This is a genomic window from Actinoplanes cyaneus (genome assembly GCF_016862095.1).
GTDB classification, from domain to species: Bacteria; Actinomycetota; Actinomycetes; order Mycobacteriales; family Micromonosporaceae; genus Actinoplanes; species Actinoplanes cyaneus.
In genome coordinates, this window is record NZ_BOMH01000056.1 from 61,804 (window position 1) to 81,395 (window position 19,592).

Consider the following 19,592-nt stretch of genomic DNA (forward strand, 5'->3'; position numbering starts at 1 on the left):
AGTGCTGGCAGCGTCACTCGGCGTGGGAACGTTGAGCGACGTGGCGCTGGCGGCCGAGCCGTCAGCCGTCGGCGAGGTGGTGGTGCCGGCGGCGGCGCGGGCGGTTCCGCGCGCCACGCAGGTCTTGAACGCCGGTCAGACCGGTTTCCTGTGGATCCAGGAGGGCGACGATCGGCTCCTGTGGACCGAGTATGCGAGCGGGACCACCACCGAGCTCCCGCAGCGACTGTCCGCGACGGTGGAATATGACCCGTACGACGGATACTTCCGCTTTCTGCAGCGTTCGTTCCAGTCGTTCCAGGTGGCGGACACGCACACCGACACGATCGCGCTGTACTACGCCGAGCCGGCGCCGCACGTCACGCTGACCACCGGCGGGCAGACGCGGACCGTCGAGATCCCGGCCGGTCAGCAGTACCAGCGGGTGTTCGGCGAGACGGTGGTGACCAACGACGCCGGCGGGGCCTGGCACCTGCTGACGGACGGCGCCGACCGGGTGGTGGCCGGGCTGCCCGACGGGGCCGCCGACTTCTCCGTCGAGGACGGCGACGCCACCGACATGATCTTGCGGTACCGGTCCGCCGGCGCGACGCACTTCAGCATCGTCAAGATCGCCGCCGCTACGGCTTCCGGCCTGCCGGACCGGTGGGACGGCTCGGACGACGACTCGGACGTGTCCGGGTTCCGGCTGACCCCGGTGTCTCTGCTGCGCCTGCGCACCGGCCGGTACTCGGTTGACGTCTACGACCGATCGGACCTGTCCGCCACGCCCCGGACCGTGGACAACGGCTCCATGGCGGTCTACAACAACGTGCTCGGGCTGACCGGGTCGACGCTGCTCGCCGTCGAGCCGGCCCACGCCAGCAGCGGCGACCACCGCGGCCGCGAGCTGTGGGCGCTTCCGGTCGACAAACCGCACGCGTCGATGAGCCTGGTGATGAACCCGGCCGCCGGTGAGCTGACCCAACTGCCGGACGGATCGGTGCTGGTGGCCGGCGCCGCGAAGTACCTGGCCGAGGGTGACCTCGACTGGGGCTTCTACCGCGTCGCTCAGGCCGCGGACGGCACCGTGACCAGGACCCGGGTCGCCCCGATCGCGCCGGCCCCGGCCCGGGTCTACGGCCTGTCGCTGGGCAGCGGCATCCTGACCAGGGCCACCAGTGGGACGTATTTCCACCCCGGCGACCAGTACGGCACCTACCAGAGCACCTGGCTGTCCACCGGCGCGGGCCGGGAGATCGTCAAGTCCAGCGTGGACGGCTACGTCACCGGCTCGGACGGGTTCTGCAGCACGAGCGACGGACCGCGCTGCGTCCGGATGTACGCCGACGGCACCGGCTTCCACGGCCGGCAGAACGCCACCTACTACTCCGCCCTGACCATGCTGCTGGCGAACGGGAGCGCCGCCACGCAGGGTCCGAGCGTGGCCACCAAGCTGTCCAGCCCGTGGCTCACCGATCTCTCCGGCCGGTGGGGCGTGGTCCGTTCCGGGACCGGCGGATCGCCGTACGTCGTGGAGTTCCCCGGCGTCTCTGCCGCCAGGTCGACCCGGCAGAACTCGGTGGCCACCGCGGTCTGGGGCACGACGGTCTGGAACGGCGCCGAGAACGGGCAGGTGTCGTCGAGCACCGGCGAGGGCTTCACCACCGGCGGCAACTGCACCCCGGAGGGCCTGCAAGCGGTCGGCCGGTTCGTCTACTACTCCTGCTCCTACCACGGCGGCGTCTACGACCGGGTGACCAAGAGTGTGACGCCCGCGCCGGACCGCGACGTTCTGCTCGGCGACGGCTACCTGGTGCAGTCGACCGATGCCGACGGCCTCGAGCTGGTCAACCTGGTCGACCGGACCGAGCGCACCCTGGTGCCGGCCACGCAGCTGGGCTCGGGCACCCGGGCCGGCTACGACTGGACCGTCGACCGGTTCGGCGGCGGGGTGGCTTATGCCGACGCCACCGAACGGGTGCACGTGCTGGACACCGGCGTGCCGGCCAGCGCGCTGACCGCGATCGACTCGGTGACGGGCACCGGCCAGGCGACCTGGTGGCTCTCCAAGCCCGCCGGCTCCTGGCAGCTCACACTGCACAATGCGGCCGGCGCCACGATCCGCACGCTGACCGGCTCCGAGGCGCGCGGTCAGCTCACCGCGAGCTGGACCGAGACCGACGTGGCCGGCTGGACCCTGACCGCGCAGCCGGCCGACGGGCAGGGCCCGGCTCTGTCCCTCTCCGGTGGCACGCCGCCGCAGGTCGTGTTGCCGGCGCTCAAGGCGACCAGGACGCCGACGATCAGCGGCACCGTCGCGGTCGGCAACACGCTGCGTGCCACGGTCGGCGCCTGGACCCCGCAGCCGGCCGGGTATGCCTACCGGTGGACCGCGAACGGCGTCACGATCAGGGGTGCGGCCGGCGCCTCCCTGCCGGTGACCAGTGCTTTGCTCGGCAAGCGCCTGTCCGTGACGGTGACCGCGACCCGGGGCGGCCACCCGTCCGGGACGACGACCTCGGCCGCCACCACCGCGGTCGCCAAGGGCAAGGCACCGCGGGCCACCACCCGACCGAAGATCACCGGTACCGCGAAGGCCGGCCGCCAGGTGCGGGTCTCGGCCGGCGCCTGGTCACCGAAGCCCAACTCGTACCGCTACGAGTGGCGGATCAACGGCAAGCTGGTCGACACCGGGACGACGCTGAAGCTGACCAGGTCGATGGGCGGCAAGAAGCTCACCGTGACCGTGATCGCGCGCAAGATCGGATACGTGGACGGTCGATCGGCCGGCAAGACGGTCGTCGTCAAGCGTTAGTCGGAGCTGGGCCGGGCGGCGGGACGGCTCCCGTCGCCCGGCCGGCGCACCTATGCGCCGATGTCGAGGAAGACGTTGTCGATCTCGCCGGCGAACTGGTCGTTGCCCAGGCCCGGGCCCTTGCCGCCGATCCGGAGCGGCTCCACGTTGGCGATGGACAGCGTGGGCGGGATCGTCACCGAGGCGTGCGGCGTGCCGTCGACCAGCAGTGTCAGCTTCTCCGCGGTGCGGTTGCACTCGAGGTTGTGCCACTGCCCGTCGGCCACGTCGATCTGCGGCTCGGCGCGGTAGATCCGGGCCCGGTTCCCCGCGATCACGCAGCTCGGATGCCCCTGCCGATGGTCGACCTGCAGCTTGAACTGGCTGACGCCGCCGACGGAGTAGCCCTTCTGCAACACGTTCGCCCCGTCGGCCAGGTCGGCGTGGGTCATCAGCACCGACGCCCCGTACCGCAGCGGCCGCCGCCCCGGGTTGAGGGTGTCGTCCCGCCGGCCTTCCAGGATGGCCCGTGGGCAGTCTTTCTCCTTCGGCAGGTTGCACCGGTCCGGGTAGTCGACGGCGAGACCCGTTCCGCCCGGTACGAGCCGGAGCGTCCCCCCGTTCTGCCCGAGCGGCCGCAGTTCGTGCTGCCCGCTGGTGTCCGCGATCGGTTTGCCCACCCCGCCGTCGAAGTCGTACCGGAGGGTCACCGGGACGGTGGCGGTCTTCGCGCGGCGCAGGTCGGCGGGCGCCGGGAAGGGGGCCGAGTTGGTGAGCACTCCGCCGGCCGCGGACGGCAGGGGTTGGGCTTCCGCGGGTGTGCTGACGGGTCGGGGGGTCAGAAGGAACAGGCTGCCCAGTACGAGGATCGCTGACAGGGCGCCGATCGGAACGGCACGCCGCCGGGAGTGAAGCATGGGGCTATTGTCCGCATTGTCGCTTGGCTCTCGTGCCGAAACTCCGGACAGACGCGGGACCACTCGTACGTGTTCGCCCGAACCGCTGAACTTGAAAGCCCCGAACGTGGCCACTCACAAATCAGCGGGCCTGCGCCGTCGCATGTGCGGGCTCCCCGATCACCGCGTGCAGCACGTCGTCCAGCGTGATCACTCCCAGCGGCCGCCGGCCGTCGCTGACCAGCACGATGTGCAGCCGGTCCCGCCGCATGGTCAGCAGCAGGTCGGCCAGGCTGCGTTCCGGCGTCACCACGGCGAGCGGCCGGATCACGTCCACCGGAATCGGCAGCCGCCGCTGCGCCCCGGGAATGCCGAGAACATCCTTGACGTGCACGAAGCCCAGCACCCGCCGGGTGTCCCGCTGCACCACCGGGAACCGGGACCGCCCACTCCGGGTGGCCACCGTCTCCAGCGTCGCCGGCGAGACGTCCGCCGCCACGGTCGTGACCCGCGCCCAGGGCAGCAGCGTGTCCGCCGCGGTGCGGCTGTTCAGCCCGAGGGCGGCGTGGATCCGCGCATACTGCTCCGAGCCGAGCAGGCCCTCGCTGCGCGCCTGCGTGACCATCCCGGCGAGCTCCTCGGCGGTGAAGACCGTCTTGACCGCGTCGGTCGCCTCGATCTTCCACAGCCGCAGCACCGTCCGCGACGCCCAGCGCATCGCCACCAGCAGCGGCTTGGTCGCCGTACAGAAAGCCAGCATGAACGGCCCGAGGATGAGCGCGGAGCGTTCCGGTCCGGCCAGCGTGATGTTCTTCGGGACCATCTCGCCGATGACCGTGTGCAGGAAGACCACGACCACCAGGGCCAGCACGAACGCGACCGGGTGCACCGCCCGCTCGGGCAGGCCGGCCGCGTGGAACGGCCCTTCCATCAGGTGGGCGAGGGCGGGCTCGGCGATCGCGCCGAGCGCCAGCGAGCAGATCGTGATTCCGAGCTGCGCGCCGGCGATCATCAGCGGGATCTGGTTCATCGCGGAGAGCGCCCAGCCGGCCGCCCGGGAGGTGGCGGCGAGCGGCTCGATCGCCGTGCGCCGGGAGGCGATCAGCGCGAACTCGCCACCGACGAAGATGCCGTTGCCGAGCAGCAGCACAACCGTGATGATCACGTTAGTCATCGGCCGGCTCCTCCGGCGGGGCCACGACCCGGACCTGCTCGATCCGGTGCCGGTCGACCTCCATCACGGTGAACTCCCACCCGTCTTCCTCCAGGGACTCGCCGACGACCGGGATGTGCCCGAGCCGCGCGAGCAGGAAGCCGGCGAGCGTCTCGTACGGTCCCTCGGGCAGCCGCAGTCCGGTCTGCTCCAGCAGCTCGTCCTCCCGCAGGAGACCGTCGACCAGGAACGTCTTCTCCCCGCCCGGGGCTGTCAGCTCGGCGGTGCCGGTCTCGTCGAGCTCGGTGTCGTACTCGTCGGCGATCTCACCGACCAGTTCCTCGATCAGGTCCTCGACCGTCACCACGCCGTCGGTCCCGCCGTACTCGTCGACGACGATGGCAAGGTCGGCATCCGCAGCCCGCAGAGCGGCCAGGACCTTGTCGAGACCGAGACTCTCCGGTACATACACCGGCTCCCGTGCGAGCACGGACACCTTGGTCGCGGCGCGGCGCTCGGGCGGGACCCCGAGCGCGTCGTTGACCCCGGCCACGCCGGTGACGACGTCGAGCGTGCTCTCGTACACGGGAAATCGGGTGTGCCCGGTCTGCCTGGCCACCGTGATCAGGTCGGCGACGCTGGCCGTCGTCTTCAGGCCGACCACGTCGACCCGGGGCGTCATCGCCTTGGCGGCGCGTTTCTCGCCGAACCGGATCGTGCGGCGCATCAGCGTCGCGGTCTCGGCCGGCAGCGCGCCGGCCCGGGCACTGATCGCGGCCAGCAGGCCGAGCTCCTCCGGCGAGCGGGCGCTGGCCAGCTCCTCCTGCGGCTCGACGCCGATCCGCCGGACGAGCCAGTTGGCCGTCCCGTTGAGCGCGGCGATCATCCACCGGAAGAGCTTGGAGAAGCCGCGCAGCGGGGCCGCCGTGGCCAGTGCGAGACCCATCGGCCGGGCGAGCGCCGCGTTCTTCGGCACCAGCTCGCCGAAGAGCATCGACACCAGGGTCGCCACGACCAGCGCCAGGATGTGGGTGATCGTCTCGCTCGCGGGCCCGGCCACCGGCTCGACCACCGGGGTGATCAGCCGGGACAGCGCCGGCTCGGCCAGGTAACCGGTGAGCAGAGCGGTAAGAGTGATGCCGAGCTGGGCGCCGGAGAGCTGGAAGGAGAGCTCGTGCAGCGCGGCACGGACCGTCCCGGCGCGGCGGTCGCCCGCCTCGGCGCGCTGGTCGATCTCCGCCCGGTCGACGGTGACCAGGCCGAACTCGGCGGCCACGAAAAACGCGTTGCCCGCCGTCAGCAGCGCGAAAGCCGCCAACGGGAGCACCGCGGTCAGGAGCAGGCCGTCCATGATCGCTTCACCTCGGCCCTCATTCTGCCGGACCGGGACCATCCGGTACCAACCGTGGTGGTGACAAGCACCTTTACCGTCGCTTTATGAACCTTCTCGAAGAGTTCAGGCTCGTGGCCCACGACGAGCTCGGCCGCGGGGTCATCGGCAACAGCCCGGATTGATCACGGGCTGGAGCCGGTGCCGGCGAGCGGATCGCGGTCGCCGCGAGCACAGCCGCCGCGGTCAGTTCGTGAGCGGCCAGAGACGCCGAACGGCCGGCCTCCTGTAGCGGAGAGGCCGGCCGTTCGGTGCACGACCAACTTCTAGGCGTCCTGCTTCAGCGAGCGCAGCAGAACCGTGGCGACGTCGACGACCTCGACCTCTTCCTGCTTGCCCTTGCCGGTGACCCCGTCGCCGATCATCGTGTAGCAGAACGGGCAGCCCACCGCGATCGTCTTGGCGCCGGTGGCCAGGGCCTCCTCGGTGCGCTCGACGTTGATCCGCTTGCCGATCCGCTCCTCCATCCACATCCGGGCGCCACCGGCACCGCAGCAGAAGGAACGTTCCTGGTTGCGCGGCATCTCGACGAGGTTGGCCGCTTCGCCGAGCACCTCACGGGGCGCGTCGAACACCCGGTTGTGCCGGCCCAGGTAGCACGGGTCGTGGTAGGTGACGTCGCCCTCGATCGGCTGGACCGGGGTGAGCTTGCCTTCCTTGACCAGGTGCGCGAGCAGCTGCGTGTGGTGCACGACCTCGACCTCGAGACCGAGCTGCTCGTACTCGTTGCCCAGGGTGTTGAAGCAGTGCGGGCAGGTCGCGACGATCCGCTTGACCTTCTTGTCGCCGAACGCCTCGTTCAGCGTCTCGACGTTCTGCTGGGCGAGCATCTGGAAGATGAACTCGTTGCCGATACGCCGCGCCGGGTCGCCGGTGCAGGTCTCACCCTCGCCCAGGATCGCGTAGTTGACGCCGGCCTCGTGCAGCAGCGTCGCCACCGCGCGGGTGGTCTTCTTCGCCCGGTCCTCGAACGCGCCGGCGCAGCCGACCCAGAACAGGTAGTCGAAGTCCTCGACCTCGCCGACCCGCGGCACCTCGAAGTCCAGGCCCTTGGTCCAGTCCTCACGGGTGTTCTGCGGGGCGCCCCACGGGTTGCCCTTGTTCTCCAGGTTGCGCAGCATGACGCCGGCCTCGGACGGGAAGCTCGACTCGATCAGCACCTGGTAACGACGCATGTCGACGATGTGGTCGATGTGCTCGATGTCGACCGGGCACTGCTCGACGCACGCGCCGCAGGTGGTGCAGGACCAGAGCACGTCCGGGTCGATGACGCCGCCCTCGTCGACGCCCCCGATCAGCGGCCGGTTGCCCTCGGCCAGCGAGAGGACGTCCAGGTGGGCGAGCTGCGCCTCGGTGGCCTTCTCCTCGCCGGTCAGATCCTTCCCGCCACCGGCGAGAAGATAGGGCGCCTTGGCGTACGCGTGATCGCGCAGCGACAGCACGAGCAGCTTCGGCGAGAGTGGCTTCGCGGTGTTCCACGCCGGGCACTGCGACTGGCACCGGCCGCACTCCGTGCACGTGGAGAAGTCCAGCAGGCCCTTCCACGTGAACTGCTCGACCTGGGAGACCCCGAACAGGTCCTTCTCCGGGTCGGCCTCCTCGAAGTCGAGCGGCTTGCCGTCGCTCATCATCGGCTTGAGCGCGCCCAGGCCCGAACCGGCCGGCTTCTCCGGGCTGCGCTTGAAGTAGATGTTGAAGAACGCCAGGAAGCGGTGCCAGGCCACGCCCATCGTCGGGTTCAGCGAGATGGTGATCAGCCAGCCCATCGAGATGAGCAGCTTGACCAGGGCGACCCAGGTGGCCCCGTCTTCCCAGGCGGGCAGCACGTTGCCGATGGCATGCGACAGCGGGGCGGCCCAGACCGGGTACGGGAAGTGGTCGTTGGCGACCTTGAAGCCGCGGATCAGGAACCCGCAGACCAGCACGCCGACGATGATCGCCTCGACGAAGTAGCCCTGCCACATCGTCGAGCCCAGGAACCGGCTGCGCTTCTTACTGCCCGGCTTGTCCCGCTGGCGGCGGTAGATCAGGTACAGGATCCCGACCGTGCCCAGGATCCCGAACCACTCGGTGACGAAGCCGAAGATCGTCCAGTGGCCGATGATCGGCAGCTCGCCCTTCGGCGTCACCACCTCCCAGTACGCCTCGAGGACCAGCGACGACAGGATGACGAACGAGAACATCACGAACCAGTGGGCCGCACCGATGGCGGACCACTTCAGCATCCGTGTGTGCCCGACCGACTCCTTGAGCAGGGTCTTGGTCCGGGTGCCCGAGTCGGTGAACCGCTCCGGCGCGGGCTGGCCCGATCGGATCACCTTGGTGATGGTGAGAACGGCACGCACCGCCAGGGCGACGGCCACCACCGTGACCGCCACCGACAAGACGGTGGCGATGATCTGCGCGTAGCCCATGTGTGTGCCTCCTCGGTCGGCTGGGCGCCAGCCTATGTTACCCATGAGTAATAGGCCGGTGCGGGCCGCAGGTCAATGACTTACGGCCCCTCAGCCGAAAGCGCACCCCACGCCACGCGGGGGTGCGCCTGGTTTGGACGAAGTTCACACGGACCGCGGCGAGCGGCGTGCGGCCCTCAGCGCCAGCGCGAGAGGATGCCCAGCGACGCGACCATGCAGCCGAAGCCGACCGCGAGGTTCCAGTACCGCCAGGACTCGACCGGCCACTGCTGCGAGGACAGGTAGTAGATCACCAGCCAGGCGATACCGACCACGATCAGGATGACCGCGAGTGCGGGCAGCCAGACGGGGCTCGGTTTCTTGGACGCCGCCGTGACCGCGGGACGAATGTCCGACGGCGGGGTGTAGACCTTCTTCTTGCGAACCTGCGACTTGGGCACGGTGCTCTCCTGTGGGCAACAAGTGGTGAACAACCACCGGTGAGCGGCTCCGGGACCCGGAATGCTGCCCGTGGCGAATACTGTTCGCCCGCTAGCGTAATCAAGACAGCACGCGGACAGGCACCCGCCGGGGCGAGAAAATGCCCGGCATCGGTTCCCGAGGGAGGCTGAGATGGCTTTGCAGAGTGAGGACGGGGCCTCCTGGCGCTTGGCGTTACGCCGTGCGGCCGGTGGTCTGCGGCCCCGCCGCGGCGGCCGGCGGACCATCTGGTCGGTCGGTGTCCCGCTGATCGCCCTCGCCGCCGGTCTGCTCTTCACCACCTCGGCGACGACCGCCGACGGCACGGCGTTGCGCGACGACCGCCGGCCTCAGCTGGCCCAGCTGATCGCGGACAAGCGCGAGCGCCTCACGGACAGTGAGAAGCGCGAGGCGGCGCTGCGGGCCGAGGTCGATCGCGCGGCGGCCCGCCTGGCCCAGGTCGACAGCCCGGTCGCGACGGCACGTGAGCAAGCCGACGCCATTCGTGAACCGGCGGGTTACACCGCCCTGCACGGCCCCGGCCTGACGGTCACTCTGAACGACTCCCCGCGGCGCGATTCGGACTTCGGCGACAACGCCCCGGCCAACGACGATCTGGTCGTTCACCAGGGCGATGTCCAGGCTGTCGTGAACGCGATGTGGGCCGGTGGAGCAGAGGCCATGACGATCATGGATGTACGTGTGATCAGCACCAGCGCGGTACGCTGTGTCGGCAACACGCTGCTCCTTCACGGTCAGGTTTTCTCCCCGCCCTTCAAGATCACCGCAATCGGCGAACCCACAGCGATGCATGAAGCGTTGGAGTCCGCAGAAGGAGTCAAACAGTTCCGAGAGGCCGTCACCGACTTCGGTCTCGGTTACACGGAGAAGATGGAAAAGGACGTGACAGTGCGGGCGTACGACGGCTCGACCGACCTCCGATCAGCGCAGGCGGCCCCGTGACGAGCACGCCGGCGGAGCTCCCGGGCAACACCGGCAGCACGGGCGGCCGGGGACGGCACCGGGCTCCCGACGCCGAGGCCCACACCGCCTACATTCCGCGCGCGAGCGACGCCTCCCCCGACGGCGTGCCCGGTGGCCCCCTGACGCCGCCGGTCGGCCTCGGGGCGAATGTGAGTCCCCGCCCGGCGGGTTCACCACCGACCTGGGCACCGACCGACGCGCCGGAGCCGCCCGCGGCCGGCAGCGCCGTCCACCAGACCGGCAGCGCCGTCCACCAGGCTGGCAACACCGTCCACCAGACCGGCGAGGCCGCCCGGCAGGGGATGCCGGGCGTGCAGGCCGGTCCGGGTCTCGACGAGGTCAGCGCCGCCGCGGAAGCCGCCCGCCGCCGAGCCATGCCGTCTGCCACCCAGCCGGCTCCGGCAAGCTTCGACGCTTTCGGTCACGCCGTGGAGAAGAAGACCGAAATGCCGTTTACGGTACGGTCTGAGACCTCCCCGCACGTCGCCGACACCCAGCAGATTCTCAGCCCCGGTGTCCTGCCCGCCGCCCGTCAGGCCGAGCCGGCCACCCCGGCGCCGGTCGCCGCCACATCGTCCGGCGGCGCCCCCATGCCGAGCGGCCCGAGCTGGAACACCGAGCCCACGCGCCAGCACAGCCCGGCTCCGTCCATCGCCATGCCCAGCAGCGCGACCATGCCCAGCAGCCCGGCATACAGCGTCCCGGCCCCGGCCATGTCCTCGCCGAGCGGCCCGGCCTACAGCTCGCCGGTGCCGTCCGTGTCCACGCCGAGCGCTCCGGCTGTTCCCAGCGGTCCAGCTGGTCAGAGCACCCCAGCCGTTCTCAACGGCCCCACCGTTCAGAGCAGTCCGGTCGTTCCGAGCAACCCGGCCCTTCCGAGCAGCGCGGCCGTTCCGAGCAGCCCGGCTTACAGCTCGCCGGCATCCGCCGTGCCCGGCTGGAATGCCGACACCGTCAAGCCGAGCAGCCCGCTCACCCCCGGCTGGGGCACGGAGCCGACCCGCCAGACCACCCCGGTGGCCAGTCGCCACGCCGAGCCGGTCGCCGCCGCGTCGTGGGATCCGGATGCCACCGGGCACCTCGAGGCCGTCCGCCCGGAGGCGACCACGAACCGGCCGGGCGCCGGCGGGACCACCCCGCAAACCGCCTGGAACGCCTCCCAGGCGCCGCAAACCGCCACCCCGGCACCCTGGTCACCCTCCGGTGGCACCCCGGCCACGACGGCCGCCTCCGCCACTCCGGCGGTCCCGGCGCGTCCGAAGCTGCAGATGGGCACGGCCAACACCCGCTGGATGAGCAACGAGCCGCCGGAGCCCGCCCAGCCCCCGGCCGGGGTCAATCCGAACCCGTCGGACACCCAGATCATCCGCGCCATCGACGCCCCCACCGGCAAGCTGCCCACCCTGTCCCCGGGCGCCCCGCTGCCCGGCAAGCTGACCGTGCTGCCGCCCGGCACCGCGGCCCAGGCCGCCCGTGAGGCGGCCGGCCCGGAATCCGTGGTCGGCGCCGCGTCGGTGGCCGGCATCCCGGCGGCCCCCGCCGAGCCCGAGCCCGACCCGGCCGAGCCGGGGGAGCCGAAGCGCGGCGAGAAAGTGGTCAAGCTCCGCCCGGAGCAGACCGGCGAGGGCTACAAGAGCGTCTACTCCGAGCTCACCCGCCCGTCGCGGGTCCGCACCGGCATCCGCGGCGCCGGCGAGGTGATGATCACTTTCGGTCTGATCGTGCTGCTGTTCGCCGGTTACGAGGTGTTCGGCAACTCGGCCGCCGTGCAGGACGGGCAGGACGAGCTGGCCCAGGAGCTCGACCAGTCGTGGAACGACCCGACGGTCGCGCCGACCGCGCCCACGGCCAAGGGCCCGGCCGCGCCCGGGGACAACCTGGTCGGCCGGCTCTACATCCCGAAACTGGACAAGGAGTGGGTGGTCGTCGACGGCGTCCGCCCGCAGGACATCAAGTACGCCCCCGGCCACTACCCGGAGACTGCCAAGCCCGGCCAGATCGGCAACTTCTCGGTCGCCGGCCACCGGATCAAGAAGATCTTCTGGCGGCTCGACGAGTTGAAGTCCGGCGACGTGATCGGCGTGGAGACCCGGACAGCCTGGTATGTCTACCAGGTCTACGGCCAGCAGATCGTCAAGCCGAACCAGGTCGAGGTCGTCGCCGCGGTGCCCAACGAGCCGGACGCCACCCCGAAGAAGGCACTGCTCACGCTGACCACGTGCAACCCGAAGTTCAACAACTACCAGCGGCTGATCGTGCACGCCGAGCTGGTGAAGACGGTGCCACGGGACCAGTCCAAGGCGGATGCCGGGATGCCGGCCGAGATGAAGTTGAAGGCATAAGCGGATGTACGCCTGGATCTGGCGGAAGTTCCCGGGAAACGTCTGGAGCAAGCTGACCATCTCGCTGGTGCTGGTCGCCGCGGTCGGCTCGCTGCTCTGGTACGTGGTGTTCCCGTGGGCGACGCCGCTGCTGCCCTTCGACGACGTGCAGGTCGGCGACACCTCGCAGATCGACCCGAACTCGGTGGACCAGAACGCGCCCGTCCCGGGCGGCAACCCGTCGCCCGACCCGGACGCCTCGGCGCCCGACGTGATCCCCTACAGCACGACCTCCCACCAACCCGACCCCGGAGGCCTGGCCGGTGACTGACGTCCGCATCCTCGTGATCGACAACTACGACTCGTTCGTCTTCAACCTGGTGCAGTACCTGGGTCAGCTCGGCGCCGAGTGCGAGGTGCGCCGCAACGACGAGATCAGCGTCGACGAGGTGGGCCGGCTGGGAGCTTCCGGTGTCCTGTTGTCGCCCGGCCCGGGTGAGCCGACGAGCGCCGGCATCATGCTGGACGTCATCAAGACGTACGCGGGAAAGGTCCCTCTCTTCGGGGTCTGCCTGGGTCATCAGGCGATCGGTGCGGCCTTCGGCGCGACAGTGACCCGCGCCCCGGAGCTGCTGCACGGCAAGACGTCGCTGGTGCATCACCGGTGTGAGGGCGTGCTGGCCGGTCTGCCGGAGCCGTTCACCGCGACGCGTTACCACTCGCTGGCCGTGCTCGAGGAGACGCTGCCCGACGAGATCGAGGTGACCGGGCGCACCGAGTCCGGCGTGGTGATGGCGATGCGGCACCGCACGCTGCCGGTCGAGGGCGTCCAGTTCCACCCGGAGTCGGTGCTCACCGAGGGTGGGCACACCATGCTGGCGAACTGGCTGGCCACCTGCGGGCTGGAGGAGGCGCGGGAGAAGGCTCCGGCCCTGGCCGCCGAGGTGGAGACCCGCCGCCGGTCGGCCTTCGCCACCGCCTGACCTCTCGCACGGACACATCTACGACGAGAGCCGGCCGCCCTTTCCCAGGGCGGCCGGCTCTCGTCGTTGTGCCTTGCTAGTCGTCGATACCGCCGCCGGTGCCGGAGGACGGGTCGCTCGAGGGCGGCGTGCTCGGGTCGTTGCCCTGGTCCTCTGCGACCACGGTGATGACCACCTGGGTGCCGGTCTCGACCTTCGACTTCGCCTTCTTGCTCTGGGCGATCACGGTGCCCGGCGTGCCGCCGCCCTGCACCGTGGTGACGTCGACGTTCAGGCCGGCGCTCTGCAGCAGCTCGGTGGCCGTGTCCTGCGTCTTGCCGATCACGTTCGGCACCAGCACCAGCTGGTTGTTGGAGACGTACACGTCGATCCGGGTGCCCGGGGCGACCTGCGAACCCTCCTTGGGGTCGACGCTGACGACCTGGTCCTTCGGCGCGGTGCTGTCGGTCGACTTGAAGTTGACCTCGAGCTTGGCGTTCTTCAGCGTCGCCTCGGCGGACGACTTGGTGCTGCCGACCAGGCCGGTCGGCACGGTCACCTTGTCCGGCGCGTTGCAGATCGTGTAGGTGATCGCGGTGTCGACCGGAACCGTCGTCCCGGCGGTCGGGGTCTGCGACTTCACCTCGCCCTTGCAGTCGGCGTCTTCCGTGGGCTCGGCCGCAGAGACGTTGGTGAACCCGGCCTGGGCCAGCTTCTGCTTCGCCTCGTTCTCCGTCGAGCCCTTCAGACTCGGAATCGCCACCTGCGCGGTGGGCGGCGGCGTGTTCGTCTTGTCGTCTTTGTTGTTCAGCGCCAGCGCGACGCCGAGCACGATCACGACGAGCACGCCCAGGCCGGCCAGCGCTGCCCACACCCAGGACTGCTTGTTCTCCGGCGGACGGCCACCGCCCATGGTGTTCTGGATCGGCCGCTGCATGGTGGTCGCGGCCTGCGGCTGCCACTGCCGGGGGCCGTTGCTCATCGCGACGGTCTCGGCCTCGTTCATCACCGGGGTGGCCATGACGGGGCGGCCGGAGACCGCTCGCAGCGCGTCGGCGCGCATCTCCTGAGCGCTCTGGTAACGGTTCAGCGGGTTCTTCGCCAGCGCCTTGAGCACGATCGCGTCGACGTCCGGCGGGATCTCGCGGACGATCGAGCTCGGCGGCTTCGGATCTTCCCGGACGTGCTGGTAGGCGACGCTGACCGGGCTGTCACCGACGAACGGCGGGTGGCCGACGACCAGCTCGAAGAGGACACAGCCGGCCGCGTACACATCGGAGCGGGCGTCGACGGCCTCGCCGCGAGCCTGCTCGGGCGACAGGTACTGCGCGGTGCCGATCACGGCGCTGGTCTGCGTCATCGTGGTCGCGCCGCTGGCCAGGGCCCGGGCGATACCGAAGTCCATGACCTTGACCTGGCCACTCTGCGTGATCATCACGTTGCCGGGCTTGATGTCCCGGTGGATGATCCCGTGGCGGTGGCTGAACTCCAGGGCCGCGTCGATGTCGGCGATGATCTCCAGGGCGCGGCGTGGCTGCAGCCGCTGCTCCTGGGCCAGGACCTCTTTCAGCGTCCGCCCGTTGACGAACTCCATGACGATGAACGGAAGCTTCTCACCGGTGGCGGAGACCTCTTCACCGGTGTCGTAGACGGCCACGATCGCCGGGTGGTTGAGCGCCGCCGAGTTCTGCGCCTCACGCCGGAACCGCTCCTGGAACGTGGCGTCGCGGGCCAGGTCGGTACGCAGCATCTTGATCGCGACGTCCCGGCCCAGGCGGAGGTCGCGGCCCCGGTGCACCTCAGCCATACCGCCGTAGCCGAGCAGCTCACCGACCTGGTACCTGCCGCCGAGCAGTCGGGCCTGCGCCGTCATAGCGTCTGTCGTCCTTCGTTCGGTCGGATCCGGCCGAACTGGGCATCGGCCTTCATTGGACGATACGACGCCGTCGACACCGAGTCGGCGGCCACGCCCATGCGGAGGATAGCCGCCGAGCTGCTGCGATCACCCAGCGCGATTTCGGCGGCGGCACTTGCGTTGCCATGTCGATACAGGAACGAGATGACCCCGGCACAGAGCAGGACCAGCAGAGCCAGGACCACGGCGAGCACGATCAGCACCTGGCGGCCGAAGGTCCCGTCCGGCTTGCTCGCCGGCATCTGCTGCGGATAACCGCTCATCGGCGGCCCGGACTGGGGACGGTAGTGCGGTGGCATCGGCGGCGCCACCGGAGCCGGCGACGGCGTGGAGGCCGGCGGCGCGGACGGCACCGACGCGGCGCCGCGGGCACCCGACGTGGGGCGCGGCACCGAGGCCCGGGCCTGCTGCGACGGGGCCGGGCTGGTCGGTGTCGCCCGGATCGGCTGGCTCACCGGCGGCTGCGCGGCAGTGGTCAGCGACGCCGCGGCCTGCCGGGCCACCGCCGCCATCGCCGCGGCGCTGGGCCAGCGGGCGTTCGGGTCCTTGGCCAGGGCACGCTCCACGATGGCGCGGACCGCCGGCGGGATGTCGCCGGGCAGCGGCCGGGGCGTCTCCCGGACGTGCTTCATCGCGATCTCGATCGGGGTCGACCCGTCGAACGGCCGGTGCCCAGAGAGGCACTGGTAGGCGACCACGCCGAGCGCGTACACATCGGAGGCCGCCGTCGCCACGTCACCGGCCGCCTGCTCGGGCGAGATGTACGACGCCGTGCCGAGCACCGCGCCGGCCACCGTCAGCTGCCCGACCAGCGCCGACCTGGCGATGCCGAAGTCGGTGAGGACGAGCGTGCCGTTCGGCCGGACCAGCAGGTTGCCGGGCTTCACGTCGCGGTGCACGATGCCGTTCGCGTGGGCGGCCTGCAGCGCGTCGGCGGCCTGGGCCACCAGCGCCATGGTCCGCGCCGGGGTGAGCCGGCCGACCCGGCTCAGCGTGCGGGAGAGCGCGTCGCCCTCCACATACTCCATGACCAGGAAGGCGAGCTGCTGGTCGCTGCCGTAGTCGTAGACGTCGACCACGCCTGGATGGTTGATCGTCGCCATGGTGCGCGCCTCACCGCGGAAGCGCTCGGCGAAGCCCGGCTCATCCAGCAGCGCGGGCAGCAGGATCTTGACGGCGACCGTCCGGCCCAGCACGTCGTCCGTGCCGCGCCACACGTCACCCATGCCGCCGCCGGCGATCCGCTCCTCCAAGCGGTAGCGCCCACCGAGCGTGACCCCCGGGCGGATCATGTCAGTTCCCTCCCGAGCCGGCCGCGGCCTTCATGATCAGCCCGGCGATCCGGGCCGCTTCGGCGCTCGCGTGGCCGCCCTTCACGTTCTCCAGCATGACGCAGACCGCGGAGACCGCTTCACCCTTGCTGTTGAAGGCGAAGCCGATGAACCACCCGTGCGGGTCGGCGCCCTCGGCGTTCTGCGCGGTGCCGGTCTTGCCGCCGACCGTGAAACCGGAGATCTTCGCCTTCTTGCCGGTCCCGTTCTCGACGACGCTGACCATCATCTCCTTGAGCTCGGAGGCGACCTTGCCGTCGATCGGGTCGCTCTTCTTCTTCGGCGACGCCGTGTAGATCGTCCGGCGGTCCGGGCTGAGCAGTTTCTGCACCAGGTAGGGGCGCATCTGCTCGCCACCGTTCGCGACCGTGGACGCGATCAGCGCGCCCTGCAGCGGCGTCATCCGCACGTCACGCTGCCCGATCGAGGACTGCGCGAGCGCGCCCTTGTCGGTGGTGCCGTCCGGGTTCGCGATGTCACCGGTGTGGCTGGCCGCCACCGACAGGCCGTCGCCGCTCTCCAGGTCGCCGACCTTGAGGGTGTCGTCCTCGAAGCCGAACGCCTTCGCCTCCGCCTTGACCTTGTCCGCGCCGAGCTTGACCCCGAGCTTCGCGTACCCGGTGTTGCAGCTCTCGGTCAACGCCTCCTTGAGCGAGATCTGGCCACCTGGGCAGACCTCGTCCTCGGCGTTGTGGATGACCGCGCCGCTCTCCTTGTACTCGCCGCCGGCCGGGATCTCGGTGTCGACCGTGTAGCCGTTCTTCAGGGCGGCCGCCGACACGATCACCTTGAACGTCGAGCCGGGCGGCAGGGTCTGCGACAGCGCCCGGTTCACCAGCGGCTGATCCTTGTCGCCGAGCAGCTCCTTGTACGTCTTGGCCGCCGCGTTCTTGTCGTGGGTGACCAGCTTGTTCGGGTCGTAGCTGGGCATCGACACGAGTGCCTGGATCGCGCCGGTGTTCGGGTCGAGCGCGACCGCCGCGCCCTTGGTCGCACCGCGCTCGTTGTCGGTCATCTCTTTCCAGGCGACCTCTTGTGCCTTGGTCTTCAGGGAGAGGATGACGTTGCCGCCGCCGGTCTCCTCGCCGGTGAACATGTCGCTCAGCCGGTCGGCGAAGAGCTTGTCGCTCTCGCCGGAGAGGAAGTCGTTCTCGCTCGACTCGATGCCGGTGGCGCCGAGGTTGACCGGCTTGTAGCCGAGAACCGGGGCGTAGATCTCCTTCTTCGGGTACACCCGCAGGTACTTCAGGGTGTCGTCGGTCGCCTTGTTCTCGGCGAGCGCGGTGCCGCTGTCGGCCTCGATGACGCCGCGTGGCCGTTCGTACTCGGCGACGACCACGCGCCCGTTCCAGGCGTTGGTGCGGTAGTCGTCGGCCTTGTAGGCCTGCACCCAGTTCAGTTTCGCGAAGATCATCGCGAACAGCACCAGGAGGACCACGCCGGACTTGCGAAGGGGGGCATTCACGGCTTGATCACCTCCGTCATGGCGCCGTGCAGCTGGGTGGGAGCTTTCTTCGGCCCGGGTTGGGCCGTTCCGCCGCCGCTCGTCGCCGGGCCGCGGGCCGCGTTCGAGATGCGCAGCAGCATCGCGATGAGCAGCCAGTTCGCCATCAGCGAGGAGCCGCCGGAGGAGAGGAAGGGGGTGGTCTGACCGGTCAGCGGGATCAGCCCGGTGATGCCACCGAGGATCACGAAGACCTGCAGGCCCAGGGTGAACGAGAGACCGCCGGCGACCAGCTTGCCGAACGAGTCACGCACCCCGATCGCCGCCAGCAGGCCGCGCATCGCGATCAGCATGTAGCAGACCAGCAGCGCGGAGAGGCCGAAGAGGCCGATCTCCTCACCGAGGCCGGCGAAGATGAAGTCGTTCTGCACCTCGGGGACCGACAGCGGCGAACCGGCGCCCGGGCCGGTTCCGAACAGGCCGCCCGTGCCCAGCCCGAGCAGCCCCTGCACCAGCTGGTAGCTGCCGCCGTTCCGGTTGTACTGCGCGGGGTCGAACGGGTTGAGCCAGACGTCGGCCCGGTCGTAGAAGTTCGCGAACGGGCCGCCCACCGAGGCACCCAGCAGGTACGCCACGTAGACGCCACCGAAGAACAGCAGCAGACCGATGATCAGCCAGCTGGACCGCTCGGTGGCGACGTAGAGCGTCACCACGAACAGGCCGAAGTACAGCAGGGCGGTGCCCAGGTCCTTCTCGAAGACCAGGACCAGCAGGCTGAACAGCCACACGGTGAGAACCGGACCGAGGTCCCGGCCGCGCGGGAAGTCGATGCCGAGGAAGCGCTTGCTCGCCAGCGACAGGACCTCCCGCTTGCGCACCAGGTAGTACGCGAAGAAGGTGACCAGCATCAGCTTGGCGAACTCACCCGGCTGGATGGAGACACCCGGCAGCTTGATCCACAGCTTCGCGCCGTTCACCTCGGAGAGGCTGGCCGGCAGCACGGCCGGGATCATCATCAGCACGATGCCGGTGAGACCGAGCGTGTACGCGTACTTCGAGATGTTCTTGTGGTCGCGGATCAGCAGGAGCAGCGCGGCGGCCAGGATCAGCGAGATCAGCGTCCAGGCGAGCTGGCGCCCGCCGATCCCGGAGAAGATCCCCGGTGGGCCCTGCTTCTCGTTGATCGCGTTGGCGATGTCGATGCGGCGCAGGAACGCCACCCCGATGCCGTTGATCAGGGCCACCGTCGGCAGCAGCACCGGATCCGCGTACGGAGCCACGAAGCGGACCACGATGTGCAGGCCGAGGAACAGGATGCTGAGCAGTGCTGCGGGCACCCAGAAGCTCGACTGGAGCTGGTCGTACTTGTTCGCTTCCACGGTCGCGCCGAAGACCGCGACGAGCACCATGGCGAAGGCCAGGAGCCCGAGCTCGGCGTTACGGCGCGTTTTCAATCCCGGGATACGCGACATCTCGCCCGTGGAAGCGGGCGAGGAGGCCGGTACGGCGGGCGCGGTCAAGAAATTCCCCAGACGTTGTAGGCCGTG

Annotated in this window: 14 protein-coding genes; 5 read left to right on the forward strand and 9 right to left on the reverse strand. The window is 70.1% G+C overall.

Annotated elements, in window-relative coordinates; translation table 11 throughout:
- Positions 1 to 22: 22 nt before the first annotated feature.
- Positions 23 to 2,797 carry an RHS repeat domain-containing protein gene (locus Acy02nite_RS34145; RefSeq protein WP_203750401.1) on the forward strand — a complete coding sequence of 925 codons (2,775 nt, stop codon included), beginning with the start codon at positions 23 to 25 and terminating at the stop codon, positions 2,795 to 2,797.
- Between the two features lie 50 nt (positions 2,798 to 2,847).
- Here the strand turns inward: Acy02nite_RS34145 and Acy02nite_RS34150 are convergent, their stop codons facing one another.
- From Acy02nite_RS34150 to Acy02nite_RS34170, 5 genes are all read right to left on the reverse strand, one after another.
- A complete protein-coding gene (locus Acy02nite_RS34150; protein ID WP_203750404.1) occupies positions 2,848 to 3,693 on the reverse strand; it encodes a LamG domain-containing protein in 846 nt (281 codons plus the stop codon).
- 121 nt (positions 3,694 to 3,814) lie between these two features.
- The gene (locus Acy02nite_RS34155) at positions 3,815 to 4,846 is read right to left on the reverse strand and encodes a hemolysin family protein (RefSeq protein WP_203750419.1); all 1,032 of its coding nucleotides are present in this window, start codon (positions 4,844 to 4,846) and stop codon (positions 3,815 to 3,817) included.
- On the reverse strand, positions 4,839 to 6,176 hold the full coding sequence (locus Acy02nite_RS34160; protein ID WP_203750422.1) for a hemolysin family protein: 1,338 nt from the start codon (positions 6,174 to 6,176) through the stop codon (positions 4,839 to 4,841). The genes Acy02nite_RS34155 and Acy02nite_RS34160 overlap by 8 nt, the downstream gene beginning before the upstream one ends.
- Positions 6,177 to 6,481: 305 nt before the next feature.
- Positions 6,482 to 8,629 (reverse strand): (Fe-S)-binding protein, encoded by a 2,148-nt coding sequence (locus Acy02nite_RS34165; RefSeq protein WP_203750425.1) that lies wholly within the window; start codon positions 8,627 to 8,629, stop codon positions 6,482 to 6,484.
- Positions 8,630 to 8,805: 176 nt separating this feature from the next.
- The gene (locus Acy02nite_RS34170; RefSeq protein ID WP_203750427.1) at positions 8,806 to 9,069 is read right to left on the reverse strand and encodes a cell division protein CrgA; all 264 of its coding nucleotides are present in this window, start codon (positions 9,067 to 9,069) and stop codon (positions 8,806 to 8,808) included.
- 172 nt (positions 9,070 to 9,241) lie between these two features.
- Between Acy02nite_RS34170 and Acy02nite_RS34175 the strand changes: the two genes are divergently transcribed.
- From Acy02nite_RS34175 to Acy02nite_RS34190, 4 genes are read left to right on the forward strand one after another with little or no spacing between them, the layout of a single operon-like run.
- Positions 9,242 to 10,051: a DUF881 domain-containing protein gene (locus tag Acy02nite_RS34175; protein WP_425548055.1), complete on the forward strand. Its 810-nt coding sequence runs from the start codon at positions 9,242 to 9,244 to the stop codon at positions 10,049 to 10,051.
- A complete protein-coding gene (locus Acy02nite_RS46775) occupies positions 10,048 to 12,414 on the forward strand; it encodes a class E sortase (protein WP_239175456.1) in 2,367 nt (788 codons plus the stop codon). Before Acy02nite_RS34175 ends, Acy02nite_RS46775 begins: the two co-directional genes overlap by 4 nt.
- 4 nt (positions 12,415 to 12,418) lie before the next feature.
- The gene (locus Acy02nite_RS34185; protein WP_203750430.1) at positions 12,419 to 12,724 is read left to right on the forward strand and encodes a hypothetical protein; all 306 of its coding nucleotides are present in this window, start codon (positions 12,419 to 12,421) and stop codon (positions 12,722 to 12,724) included.
- Positions 12,717 to 13,376 carry an aminodeoxychorismate/anthranilate synthase component II gene (locus Acy02nite_RS34190; protein ID WP_203750433.1) on the forward strand — a complete coding sequence of 220 codons (660 nt, stop codon included), beginning with the start codon at positions 12,717 to 12,719 and terminating at the stop codon, positions 13,374 to 13,376. Before Acy02nite_RS34185 ends, Acy02nite_RS34190 begins: the two co-directional genes overlap by 8 nt.
- Before the next feature lie 76 nt (positions 13,377 to 13,452).
- Here the strand turns inward: Acy02nite_RS34190 and pknB are convergent, their stop codons facing one another.
- The 4 genes from pknB to Acy02nite_RS34210 are packed head-to-tail and all read right to left on the reverse strand — an operon-like array spanning position 13,453 to position 19,517.
- Positions 13,453 to 15,228: a Stk1 family PASTA domain-containing Ser/Thr kinase gene (pknB, locus tag Acy02nite_RS34195; RefSeq protein ID WP_203750436.1), complete on the reverse strand. Its 1,776-nt coding sequence runs from the start codon at positions 15,226 to 15,228 to the stop codon at positions 13,453 to 13,455.
- A complete protein-coding gene (locus Acy02nite_RS34200) occupies positions 15,225 to 16,562 on the reverse strand; it encodes a serine/threonine-protein kinase (RefSeq protein ID WP_203750439.1) in 1,338 nt (445 codons plus the stop codon). The genes pknB and Acy02nite_RS34200 overlap by 4 nt, the downstream gene beginning before the upstream one ends.
- 1 nt (position 16,563) lies before the next feature.
- Positions 16,564 to 18,066, reverse strand: a complete 1,503-nt coding sequence (locus Acy02nite_RS34205) for a peptidoglycan D,D-transpeptidase FtsI family protein (RefSeq protein ID WP_203750442.1) — start codon at positions 18,064 to 18,066, stop codon at positions 16,564 to 16,566.
- On the reverse strand, positions 18,063 to 19,517 hold the full coding sequence (locus Acy02nite_RS34210; protein ID WP_203750445.1) for an FtsW/RodA/SpoVE family cell cycle protein: 1,455 nt from the start codon (positions 19,515 to 19,517) through the stop codon (positions 18,063 to 18,065). Before Acy02nite_RS34210 ends, Acy02nite_RS34205 begins: the two co-directional genes overlap by 4 nt.
- Between the last annotated feature and the right edge of the window lie 75 nt (positions 19,518 to 19,592).

Coding starts and splice junctions, on each gene's coding strand:
- Acy02nite_RS34150 (WP_203750404.1), bottom strand. CDS start 3,693: ATGCTTCACTCCCGGCGGCGTGCCGTTCCGATCGGCGCCCTGTCAGCG.
- Acy02nite_RS34155 (WP_203750419.1), bottom strand. CDS start 4,846: ATGACTAACGTGATCATCACGGTTGTGCTGCTGCTCGGCAACGGCATC.
- Acy02nite_RS34160 (WP_203750422.1), bottom strand. CDS start 6,176: ATGGACGGCCTGCTCCTGACCGCGGTGCTCCCGTTGGCGGCTTTCGCG.
- Acy02nite_RS34165 (WP_203750425.1), bottom strand. CDS start 8,629: ATGGGCTACGCGCAGATCATCGCCACCGTCTTGTCGGTGGCGGTCACG.
- Acy02nite_RS34175 (WP_425548055.1), top strand. CDS start 9,242: ATGGCTTTGCAGAGTGAGGACGGGGCCTCCTGGCGCTTGGCGTTACGC.
- Acy02nite_RS34185 (WP_203750430.1), top strand. CDS start 12,419: ATGTACGCCTGGATCTGGCGGAAGTTCCCGGGAAACGTCTGGAGCAAG.
- pknB (WP_203750436.1), bottom strand. CDS start 15,228: ATGACGGCGCAGGCCCGACTGCTCGGCGGCAGGTACCAGGTCGGTGAG.
- Acy02nite_RS34200 (WP_203750439.1), bottom strand. CDS start 16,562: ATGATCCGCCCGGGGGTCACGCTCGGTGGGCGCTACCGCTTGGAGGAG.
- Acy02nite_RS34210 (WP_203750445.1), bottom strand. CDS start 19,517: ATGTCGCGTATCCCGGGATTGAAAACGCGCCGTAACGCCGAGCTCGGG.